Here is an 11,093-nt window from a genome sequence, read left to right on the forward strand (position 1 = left end):
CGCTAGGCCCACTTGGCCTGGAGAAGGTTGATCCCTGGGTAGGGCTGCGCCCTCACGCCGGTGAGTCGTGCGGGGTTCCACGCCGTCATCAGCTCGTTGTGGACCACGGGGTAGAGCACGGCCTGCTCGGCGACGACATCGATGCAGTCCTGGATCATCGTCCGCTTTCTGTCCGGGTCGGGCTCCCGGGTCGCCCGGTCCATGTCCGCGAAGAGCCTCTCGGCCACGGGGTGGTCCGCCCAGCGGGCGTAGCGCATCCACAGGTTCTGCGGGGCGTAGTTGTAACGCATGATCAGATCGGCGTCGGCGCCGAACTGGTTGGGGTTCGAGGCGGCGGCGACGACCTGGTAGTCCTGCTTCTGGTCGAGCTTCGTGAACACGGCCGTCGTCTCCTGCGGCGAGAGCGCCGTCCGCACACCGATCGCGTCCCAGGACGACTTGATGGTCGGCAGACAGTCGACGACCCAGCTCACGTTCACCGCCAGGAGCTCGATCCGCAGCCCGCTGACCCCGGCCTCCCTCAGGAGCCGTCTGGCCTTGCCGGGATCGTGGCCGTAGACCGTCCGGGCGCGCCGGTGGGCGGGGTTGGCCTCGTCGAGGAAGGAGGTCGACGGCCTGCCGTGGCCCCTCAGCGCGACCTTGACCATCTTCTCGCTGTCGATGGCGTACTGCAGAGCCTGCCGGACCCGGACGTCGTCGAAGGGCCGGTGCCCGGTGTTGAACATCAGGAACAAGTTGTTCATCCCGGCGCCGCCCGCGACCGTCAGCCCGTCCCGCCTCAGATGCCCGATGTCGGCGTACGGGATGTTGTCCGCGACCTGCGCCCCCGCGCCGGAACCGGAGATCCTGGCGACACGTGGCGCGGCGTCGACGATCGACAGCCAGTTCATCTTCTTGAAGGCGGGCGGGCGCGGCCCGTTGTAGCGGGCGTACGCCTCGAGGACCGTGTTCGACTTGGGCTGGTGCGCGCTCTGCCGGTACGGTCCCGAGCCGATCGCCGTGCCTCTGACGGCGTCGTCCCAGCCGCCCGGCCGGGAGAAGACATGCCTCGGCATGATCTTCGCCAGCGTCAGCCGGGAAAGCCCGTCGCGGAAGGGGAATTTGAGCACCAGCTCGACGTTCCGCGCGTCGATCTTGCGCACTTCCTTCAGCCAGCTCGTGAAGAAGCCCGTGACTAGGGTCGGTGCCCTCGGGTCGAGGATCCGGTCGAAGACGAACAGGACGTCGTCGGCCGTGACCGGATGCCCGTCGTGGAAGGTCGCACCGGACCGCAGCGTGAACGTCCAGGACGTACCGTGCAGGTCCTTCGGCACCTCGGTGGCGAGCGCCGCGTAGGGCTTGCGCGAGATCGGATCGGTGTCGAGCAGCCCCTCGTAGATGTGGTTGTTGGCGGCCATGCTGAAGGCCGACGCGGTCTGTGTCGGATCCCAGCTGCCGTCGTTCCCGTACCCGATGACCGCCGTCAGCGTGTGGTGGCCGCCGATGTCATTGGTGGACTCCGGGCCCCAGGAGCAGGCGGCCGGCGAGGAGGAGAGGGCTGCCGCGCCCAGCGCGCCGGAGTACCTCAGGAACGCCCGTCGGGCCGGCGCCGGTACGTCGCGGGTGGCGTCGTGCACGGTTCCTCCAGCAAACATGATCTGGGTGGAGTCTTCGCAGGGGACTCGCGGACGGGGGAGATATGACGTCCTATGTCTCCATCGGCAGCGCGACCCTAGGAGGGGGCGCCGGGGTGGTCAAGGGACGTTACCCGAATGGCGTAACCGCCAAAGGTGCGACCAATGGCGTCGTGAAATGCGGGTAGTTGGCAATATGTCCATACCGGGGAGACGACGCCGGGCGAACGCGCGCGTACGATTCGGCGCATGGCTCAGGAGCCCGGAAACAGGCACGAGGCCGAGCGGCGCGTGAGCGGCCGGATCCAGCGTGAGGTCATGCAACTCGTCCTCGATCGCAAACTCCGGCCCGGCGATCCGCTGCCCACCGAGTCGGAACTGATGGACGATCTCGAGGTCAGCCGCAACTCCGTGCGGGAGGCGCTCAAGGCGCTCCAGGCGCTCGACATCGTGGAGATCAGGCACGGCTACGGGACGTACGTCGGGCAGGCGTCGCTCACTCCGTTCGTCGACGGACTCACCTTCCGCGCGCTCGCCCGGCCCGACGACGAGATGGACGCCCTGAACGAGATCCTCCAGGTCCGCGAGGTGCTGGAGGAGGGGCTGATCCGCCGGGTGGCGACGACGGTGTCCGAGCCGGAGCTGGACCGGCTGGAGGCGGTGGTGGAGCGCATGGAGGCGGCGGGCCGCGAGGGCCGCCCCTTTCCCGAACTCGACCGGGAATTCCACGAGTTGCTGTACGGCACGCTGGGCAACGCGTTCGTGCCGCAGTTACTGGGCGCGTTCTGGACGGTGTTCCGGCGGGTCGCCCTCGCCCGGCAGTGGCCCGGTGGCCCGGCCCCCGAGCTGACGGCCCGCCGCCACCGCGACATCGTCAGGGCCCTGCGGTCCCGGGACGCGGAGGGCGCGGAGCGGGCGATGACGGACCACTTCAGCGGGATCGAGGCGGCGGTGACGGGCGCCCCGGCGAGGGGCCGGCCGGACGCGAGGGGTGTCTTCTAGGCTCCCCGGTGCGGTCCGCGCGGCTCACAGTCCGAGGGTCATGACGAGGCGGTCCTCCCCGGCACCGAAGTAGTCCTTGCGGACGCCTTCGTCGGACGAGAAGCCCAGTGACCGGTACAGCATGATGGCGGCGGCGTTCGCCGGCTCCACCGTCAGCCGGACCTCGCGGACGTCGTCGGCGCGCAGCCGGCGCAGCACCTCCAGCATCAGCCGTCGGCCCAGCCCCCGCCCCCGCTGGTCGCGCGTGACGCCGAGGCTGACGACCCAGCTCCGGTATCCGTCCCGCGTGGTCACGTACAGGACGTAGCCGTGCAGGCTCCGCCCGTCGTCGAGGACGAGAAGGCAGTCGCCGTGCAGATCGAACAACTGGCGCAGGACGAAGTGGGGGTACGGGTCGTCCGGGAAGGCCTCGTGGTCGACGCGGATGAGTTCGGGCAGGTCGTCCTCGGTCACCCCCCTCATCGTCAGGGGCCGGTCCACGAACGCCCGTTCACGGAAGAGGGACGGGCCGATACGGCCGCCGGGCGAAGGGAAACGTTCCTCTGGAAACGCGGTCATGCCGCCCCCTGCGAGATGGAGTCAAGGGTCCGTGCCACCCGCACGGGTGGTACGGGTGGGACGTACGCCGTCTGCCGTTCGGGTGTGTTCGACAGAGTTACGACCATCTTGCGCGGCAACGATCTGGCCGTTCAAGGCGGGATCAGGTCCAAGAGTGCATTCGCCCCGGTGCGCCCCCGATGCGCCCCGCGGGAGGTAATTGTTCCTGCGACATCGAGGCGAGGGGGATCCAGCGGGCCTTGGACATTGGTACCGTGGGGCGATGACCTTCAGATCGCCGGGGGACGCGCAGTTGAATGCGGATGTGTCCTGGGCCGCATTCGATCCGATCGCCTACGTTGATCACAATTACCGTGACTTACAGGCGGAGGACGCGGAGATCCTTCATATCGTACGCGATCATTTCGGCGATCATTTCAGAGACCATGCTGCCGGACCGGTTTCCGGTATCGACGTGGGGGCCGGCGCGAACCTCTACCCCGCACTGACCATGCTGCCCTGGTGCGACGAGATCACCCTCCTCGAACGCTCCTCCGCCAATGTGCGCTACCTGCGCGGCCAGACCGAGTCCTACGACGCCAACTGGGACCAGTTCTGGCGCGTCCTGTGCAAGAACGACGGCTACGCCGCCCTCGACATGGACCCGCGGGCCAAGTTCCGCAAGGCCGTCCGGGTCGAGTCGGGCGACCTCTTCGACCTCGTACGGCACCGGGGCCGCTGGTCCATGGGGACCATGTTCTTCGTCGCGGAGTCGATGACCACCTCGCACGAGGAGTTCACCAGGGGCGTCGAGTGCTTCCTGCGTGCCCTGGCCCCCGGCGCGCCCTTCGCCGCCGCGTTCATGGAACATTCGAAGGGTTATCATGCGGGCGAGCATTTCTTCCCCGCCTGCGACGTGGGAGAGTCGGAGATGTACGAGAGCCTCGAGCCTTTTGCGGGCGAGTTCAAGACCACCCGCCTCAAGGCCTCGGCCGCCGTACGCGAAGGTTATTCGGGAATGATCGTCGCCTACGGCCGGCGGAATTCGGACTCCGATATTCCGGCCGGTTGAGGACCGAATCTTCACAACAGAAGAGGGTTCATCTTCAATTGATGGCAGTGCGGCCTGTGTGAGGGGCATGGGATGCAGATCAAGCCACGCCAGCATCTGCTGGACATCTGGCAGGCGGTCGCCCGCAACTCGTTCGACGGGGGCGAGTGGACCTGGGGCAAGTGGGGTGGGGAGAGCAGTGTCGCCGACGCCGAGCACCTGTTGTGCCTCCTGTATCCGGCCACGGAGATCCCGGCCTTCCGGCTGGACGACCCGGACACCACGCAGGACGACGTCCAGAAGGTCCTGAGGAAGGCCGGCGGACGGCTGGAGATCCCGGCCAACCTCGTCACGGCCGCCAACCAGTTCATGCGCATGCACATCGGCGACGACAAGAGGCCCACGTTCGCCGGTGGCCACTACTTCCTCTCCATGGACGAGGACCGGGACCTCACCGAGGAACAGCGCGCACTCGGGGTGGTCGACTCCTACTCGATGTCGATCACCCTCTGCCTGGCCACGCTCGGCTTTCTCAAGGTGTACGAGTCCAAGACCCGCCGCAGCGACGTCCAGGAGACGATCCAGGAACTGCGGGCCGCCACCAGCAACCGGCTCACCGCCGCCATGGTGAGCCTGCTGCGCTCCTTCACCGTCAACGTCTTCGACACCGACTCCTCCCAGGGCCGCACCCTCTGCGAACTGCTCGGCCAGGGACGGCTGTCGCAGCGGCACGTCCTGCAGAAGTTCCAGCGCCGCTTCCGGCCGCTGCGCGCGGCCATCGTCGAGAGCTTCGTCCTCGGTGTCGACGTCGAGGAGGGCCTCAAGGACGAGAGTCAACTCTTCGAGTGCGGCTGGGGCTGGAGCATCGTCAAGGACGCCCCCGAGGTGGAGACCGACGAGGAGATCGGGCCCCAGCCCGTGGGCGTCGCCAACCCGGTGCCCTACCTGTACTTCACCGTGGTCGCACTCGACGGTATCCAGGACCTGTTCTCCGACCGCACCCTCACCCTGGGCCTGCTCAACTCCGAGCAGCAGAAGCTCGCCGAGGCGTTACGACTGCGCTGGGAGATCACCCAGCAGTTCTGGTCGGGCATCGCGCGCTTCGACGCCGACCGCTGGCCCCTGGAGGACATCCCCTGGCGCACCACCGGCCAGAAGCTGGAGTCCGAGTACTTCTCCCTCTCCGTCGCCGCCATCCTCGTCCACGACCTGATGCGGCGCCGGGCCACCGACGACGACCTGACCCGCACCGTCAGCGTGATGGAACGCCTCGCCGAGCGGGGCCGCATCACCAGCCGCATGATGCGCGACGACCCCATGGTCCAGCTGCACAACCCCGGCGTCACCCTGCCGTTGCAGGGCAGCGAACGCATCGGGCCGCAGATGCAGTGGACCATGACCGACTTCTCCGCACAGCTGCTCAAGCGCACCATCCAGCTGTGCACGCTCTCCCGCAACCTGAGCTCGCACGACCGGCTGCTCAGACTCGCCGAGGACATCTTCGGCCATGTGTGGATGCGCCGCATTCGCGACGGCGAGGGCGTCGGCCTGTGGGACAACGTCCACGCCGCCTACCCCGAATCGCCGGTCTCCGAAGGACCGGTGTCCTGGAACGTCACCGAGCGCGTCACCGAGGTGATGGTCCAGGTCCACCAGATGTACCGCCAGTCGCCGATCCGCAGCACCGAACTGACCCAACTGGCCAGGGCGTTGCTCAGCGAGTCCAGTCATCTCCTCGGCAATGAACAGATGGAGCCCGCACCCGCCTCCGAGGGCAACCGCGGAATGGAACTCAGGAGCATCGAGGTCAAGTTGCGCCGTGCCCGCACGCTCGTGGACGAACAGCCCGGAACCGCCTGCGCGCTGACGCTCGACGTGCTCGGGCAGCTCGACGCCCTCGCCCGGGCCCGCGAGGCCGCGGGCCAGGGGGTGTAGCCGTGCTCGTCTTCGCGGCCTCCGACAAGGGAGGCACGGGCCGCTCCGTCACCAGCGCCAACCTCGCCTACCACCGGGCGCTGGCCGGCGACGACGTGTGCTACCTCGACTTCGACTTCGGCTCGCCCACCGCGGCGGCCGTCTTCGACGTCCCGGACGCGCGCCAGGCCGCCGAGGACCGGGGCCTGCACTCGTATCTGAGCGGCACGGTGGGCGAGCCGCTCCGTATCGACGTGTGGGCGGACACCGAGCACCGGGTGCTGCGCAACCGGCCGCCCGGCTCCGGCCGTCTGGTACTGATGCCCGGCGACCTCAGCGGCGGCGAGTTCGCGACCGGCGAGGACAACCTGCGCCGCTGTGTCGATCTGCTGCTCCGGCTCAACAGCGAGTTCGACCTGATCGTCGTCGACCTCAGCGCCGGCCGCAGCTACGCCGTCGACATGGTCCTGGAGGCCACCTCGCAGCGGGAGATGCGGGGCGTCGAGTTCCGCTGGCTGGTCTTCCACCGCTGGACCCGTCAGCACGTGGCGGCCGCGGCGAGCCTGGTCTTCGGCAAACGTGGCATCGTCGCCGGAGGTGTGGCCCGCGGCCACGACGAGGACGCGCTGCGCAGCGTCATCCGCTTCGTGCGGGCCGCCGTACCCGACCCCGAGTCGTCGCTGTGGTCGCAGGTCTCCGCCACCCAGTCCGCCTGGATGCGGGAGTGCGACCGCGACCTCAAACAGATGTCCTCCACCCTCGGAATCGGATACACCCAGGTCCTCGGCTCCGTGCCCCTGGAGCCCGTCCTGCAGTGGCGAGAGCAGCTCATCACCGACGAGGACGTGCTCGACAGCCAGATCGCCAACCGGGAGACCTGGGAGGCGCTGAGCGAACTGGCCGGCCGGCTGACCGACGACAAGTACTGGGAGCAGGCGTGACGGAAGCCGTGTTCCAGGAGACCACCGCACAGCCCCGCACGCAGTCCTTACCGCTGTCCCATCTCTCGCTGGAGCTCGGCCACCTCTATATGGAGGACTTCGAGGCCGGCCCCGAGCGGCTGCGCGAGCACTTCGCCGAGGTGCGGATCTGGGTGGACGCCGCCCGCGCCTCCGCCGCACGCCGCGCCGGAGGCAAGCGGCCCCGCATCAGCACGTGCTTCCTCATCGACGACTACTTCACCCGTTTCTCCACCCCCGCCGAGCTCGTGCCCATGGTGCTGGCGGAGGCCGAACGGGCCGGACTGGTCATCGACTACCTGGCGCGTGAGTCGGGCTGCGCCGTAGCCGACAAGATCGAGCTCGCCGAGGCCGTGATGCACCGCCTCGTGGAGGCGCCGCCGCCCGGCAGCTACGGCTCCCGCCCGTCCGTCAGCCAGACCGGCTGGCTCGCCAACGGACAGCGCACCCCCTCCTCGCGCAGCGCCATGGGCGAGATCACCGGCTGGCAGCCGCCCCAGGAGACCGCGGCGCGCAACCACTCCGTGTTCATGGACGTCGAGCTGTGGTCGGAGAAGGACGGACAGCGTCTGTGGTCCTGCCCGTTCCTCGCCGCCGTCTGGCAGCTGGCCCGTCTCGGCCTGCTGCGTCACCTCGGCGAGCCCGTGCTGACCCCGCGCCCCTGGGACGGCGGCGACTTTCCCTACGACTGGGACCGGCTGCCGCCGCTGCTCCGGCTCAACGCCTCGGCGGCACCCTTCAGCGCGTACCGCACCTGCACCCTGATGCCCAACCGCTTTCTCGCCGTGGAGGACGCCGTACGGCTCGTTCTCGACCAGATCGACGTCGACTCCGCAGCCCTGCGGCAGGTCGCCGAGCGCTCCGCCCGCGAACGGGTCGCGGTTCCGGCCGCGGTGGCCCAGCGCGCCACATACGTCTTCTACGAGGAGCCCGCCGCCACCCTCTCCTACGGGGAGGGCTGAGATGGCAGCCCCCGGGCACTCGGCGGGTCCGGTGCTCGCCTGCGGTGAGACGCGCACGGGGCTGCTGCCGTCCTTCCAGGCGCTGGACGGCCGGGCCGCCGCCCAGCTGCTCAGACTGCGCGCCGACGAACACGTCCGCGTCTCCGAGCGGCCCAACCTCTACGCGCTCTCGCCGCAGGTCCTGACCGGCGTGGACTGCCGGCTGCCCACCTCCAACGGCGCCAAGGTGCGCGCCGTCGGCACGGTGGCCGCCCGGGCCGCGCTCACCGAGGGCCGCGTGCTGCAGGCCACCGCGTACTTCGGCGCCCCGGCCGGCGGCCCCGACTCGCGCCGCCCCTGGGGCCACTACCTGGTGCGGCCCGGGATCGTCGAACCCTTCGGGAAACTTCCCGAGCAGGCCACCGCGGCAGGCGTCCTGGGCGGCGCCGCGCGCGGCGAACTGGACCTCGGGATGATCGCCGAGGGCCTGCTCGCCCAGTTACTGCGGCACCCGCTGCTCGACCACAAGGCACCCTTCAAGTCGCGGCGCACCCATCTGCGGTGGGCCGCGCGCCGTGCTCCGGCGGGTGAGGGGGCGGCGCTGGAGCGTTTCACCCTGGCCGAGGACGGGCTGCGGACCGTCGAGCTGCGGCTGCCTGAGGGCACCCCGCCCGCCGCGGCGGCGGGCCTGTGCGAGGACCTCGCGCTGCACGACTGGCTGCTGACGACCGTCGTGCACATGCTCGACAACAGCAGGCTCGGCGCCGCGGACGGCCCCTCGGCCGTCCTCGCCCTGCGCCCGGCCGTCGATCACCTGCTGCATCTGTGGATGCCGCGCGCACACGTGGACCCGGCGCTGGGCCACCTGTGGGACGTGCTGGAACGGGAGCCGGGGTTCACTCGCCAATGGCAGACCCTGGTCCAGCGCATCCGGGATCAACTGGCCGTCCAGGCCATTCCGCTGCTGCACGAGGCACTGAGCACGCGCTGAGCGGAGGCACGAACCAGACACCCGACGGGGGAGGCCGAAATGAGCGGAGCATCGACAGGGGACGTGAGGGCCGTGCCGCAGCGGGAGGAGCAGCGCATACCCAAGCTGCTCCGCAAGACGCTGCTCACGGTCGCGGTCGCCGCAGCCACCTATGTGCTGACCAACGTCCTCGATCAGGACAAGAACCAGGTGTGGCAGCTGACCGTGTCCGTCGTCCTCGGCGGCTCGGCACTGATCATCCAGTACCTCGTGGAGTTCGAGCAACGCCTGGAGTCGATGGAGGAGAGCCAGAAGCGGCGCATCCGCGAGATGCGGGACAGCCTGACCAGCCATCACGAGCAGATGCGCCGGGCGGTCGACGAGAGCTTCGCCAAGATCAACGACGCGACCGAGCTGTTCAGCCAGGTGGACCGTTCAGTGCTGCGCTCCGACGGGGTGACCCGGCTGGCCCGTAAGTACACGCAGGTCGGCGAGCACGGATCGGAGCTCGTCAAGACCTTCGCCCAGGAGGAGATCGGCCGGCTCGCCTCACTCATGGAGAGCCTCAGCAACGGCAGCGCCGACTGCCCGGGTGAGAACCACGACTGGCTGATCGACCTCACCACCTGCGCCAAGAAGACGGTGTACGCCACCAGCACCTCGGTGGACCGCGACTTCTGGTTCAGCGAGCCGGCGAACCGGTACCTGAAGGCCCAGGAGAGGGCGATCAGCCAGCGCGGCGTGGTGGTGCGGCGACTGTTCCTCGTCAGCAAGCCCGAGGACCGCACCCCGAGCCTCGAGCGCCTGTGTGAGCGGCACCGGGAGTTCGGCATCGACGCCCGTATCGCGGTCCGTTCCCTGCTGCCACCGCCCGCGCAGGTGACCCCGCTCAACGACTTCATCGTCTTCGACGGCGAACTCTCCTACGAGACCGAGCCGGACGTCGAGGTCATGCCCGCCAAGACGACGCTGAAGATGACCCGGGAGCACGTGTCCGAGCGGATCAACCGCTTCAACGTGCTCTGGGAGGCCACGGAGCCGACCGGGCCGGACCCGGAGCCCGAACCGACCGCGGCGTCCGGCTGAGCGCACACCGCGGCCGACGCCGCGTCCTTCTCCGTTCTGGACGTGCTCTCTTTGCAAAGCTTTACAGCGAATTAACCATTTTGGGAAGCGGGAAAGACCGAGAGGGTGAGGGGTCACCCGGACATCTGTGATGAGTTGCGCACCATGCTGGCCGCGGGCAGCATGACACCGTCAGCGCGAAGTTGCTGTTCAAGGCACATGTGCGCTCGTATACGGTCCGGTGAGACGGATCCCGGGGAGTCCCGGCGAGCGACGCGAGTACCGAGCTCCAGTACGGGGACGGCCGTTCCCCGGATGGCCACTTGTGCGGAACTAGCCACAGGCACAGCTGAAACGACAGCAGCAAACGCGCAAATCCGTCCATCTGGAGGTGTGTTCGTGAGCAGCATCGCCGAGTGGCTCGAAGAAAACGTCACGACCGACAAACGCGCCCTCGACTGGTACCGGGAACCCGAATGCGAGCCCCGTATCGTCCGCGCCTACCGCCAGCTGCTGAGCGGCTATGAGATCGACACCTCGACGATCCTCAAGACGACGGTCGAGGTCCAGGGTGAACACGCAGGTGTGGTCCGCGTGCACGACATCAACTACTACTCGATCTGCGCGCACCACTTCCTGCCTTTCTACGGCAAGGTGGCGGTTTCGTACGTGCCCGGCGACCGGATCCTCGGCCTGGGCAAGTTCCCCCGGCTGGTGCAGGCGTTCAGCCGCAGGTTCCAGATCCAGGAGCACCTGGTGAAGGACATCGCCGAGGAGATCATGTCCTCGGGTGGCGCGCGTGCGGCACGTGTGGTGTCCACCGGCCGGCACATGTGCATGTGCAGCCGCGGTCCGTCCGACCAGACGGCGATCACCGACACCTCGTACGTCACGGGTGACAAGGAACTGTTCTCCCGGTTCGGGCTGGACGACTGACGGTCCGCCGGGCCCTGCACATCCGGCTTCGCGCCGGCGTGAACCGCCTGCTGAGCTACTACACCGGCGACGGGCCCTCCCGGCAGAAGCTGGAGGAGTTCATCC

10 protein-coding genes are annotated in these 11,093 nt (G+C 68.7%); 8 read left to right on the forward strand and 2 right to left on the reverse strand.

The genetic code is table 11. The annotated features are described in order from the left end of the window. Window positions 1–2: 2 nt before the first annotated feature. A complete protein-coding gene (locus ABZ904_RS37085) occupies window positions 3–1,616 on the reverse strand; it encodes an ABC transporter substrate-binding protein (RefSeq protein ID WP_361828523.1) in 1,614 nt (537 codons plus the stop codon). Window positions 1,617–1,862: 246 nt separating this feature from the next. Here ABZ904_RS37085 and ABZ904_RS37090 point away from each other — a divergent pair, with 246 nt between their 5' ends. After that, on the forward strand, window positions 1,863–2,615 hold the full coding sequence (locus tag ABZ904_RS37090) for a FadR/GntR family transcriptional regulator (protein WP_361828526.1): 753 nt from the start codon (window positions 1,863–1,865) through the stop codon (window positions 2,613–2,615). Window positions 2,616–2,639: 24 nt separating this feature from the next. Here the strand turns inward: ABZ904_RS37090 and ABZ904_RS37095 are convergent, their stop codons facing one another. Further along, on the reverse strand, window positions 2,640–3,173 hold the full coding sequence (locus ABZ904_RS37095; RefSeq protein ID WP_359391134.1) for a GNAT family N-acetyltransferase: 534 nt from the start codon (window positions 3,171–3,173) through the stop codon (window positions 2,640–2,642). Window positions 3,174–3,435: 262 nt separating this feature from the next. On the opposite strand from ABZ904_RS37095, the gene ABZ904_RS37100 reads away from it, so the two are divergent. The 7 genes from ABZ904_RS37100 to ABZ904_RS37130 all read left to right on the forward strand — a co-directional run bounded on the left by ABZ904_RS37100 (window position 3,436) and on the right by ABZ904_RS37130 (window position 10,988). After that, window positions 3,436–4,224, forward strand: a complete 789-nt coding sequence (locus ABZ904_RS37100) for an SCO2525 family SAM-dependent methyltransferase (RefSeq protein WP_361828529.1) — start codon at window positions 3,436–3,438, stop codon at window positions 4,222–4,224. Between the two features lie 72 nt (window positions 4,225–4,296). Further along, the gene (locus ABZ904_RS37105; protein ID WP_359391138.1) at window positions 4,297–6,138 is read left to right on the forward strand and encodes an SCO2524 family protein; all 1,842 of its coding nucleotides are present in this window, start codon (window positions 4,297–4,299) and stop codon (window positions 6,136–6,138) included. Between the two features lie 2 nt (window positions 6,139–6,140). Further along, the gene (locus tag ABZ904_RS37110; RefSeq protein ID WP_359391140.1) at window positions 6,141–7,058 is read left to right on the forward strand and encodes an SCO2523 family variant P-loop protein; all 918 of its coding nucleotides are present in this window, start codon (window positions 6,141–6,143) and stop codon (window positions 7,056–7,058) included. Next, window positions 7,055–8,038, forward strand: coding sequence for an SCO2522 family protein (locus ABZ904_RS37115; RefSeq protein WP_359391142.1), 984 nt, complete (start codon window positions 7,055–7,057; stop codon window positions 8,036–8,038). Before ABZ904_RS37110 ends, ABZ904_RS37115 begins: the two co-directional genes overlap by 4 nt. Window position 8,039: 1 nt before the next feature. Further along, window positions 8,040–9,008, forward strand: coding sequence for an SCO2521 family protein (locus tag ABZ904_RS37120; protein WP_359391144.1), 969 nt, complete (start codon window positions 8,040–8,042; stop codon window positions 9,006–9,008). Between the two features lie 39 nt (window positions 9,009–9,047). After that, window positions 9,048–10,073, forward strand: coding sequence for a hypothetical protein (locus ABZ904_RS37125; RefSeq protein WP_359391146.1), 1,026 nt, complete (start codon window positions 9,048–9,050; stop codon window positions 10,071–10,073). Between the two features lie 378 nt (window positions 10,074–10,451). Further along, entirely contained in the window at window positions 10,452–10,988 is a 537-nt protein-coding gene (locus tag ABZ904_RS37130; RefSeq protein ID WP_359391148.1) for a GTP cyclohydrolase I, read from the forward strand. Window positions 10,989–11,093 lie beyond the last annotated feature (105 nt).

This window comes from Streptomyces sp. NPDC046900, assembly GCF_040644975.1.
Classification (GTDB): domain Bacteria; phylum Actinomycetota; class Actinomycetes; order Streptomycetales; family Streptomycetaceae; genus Streptomyces.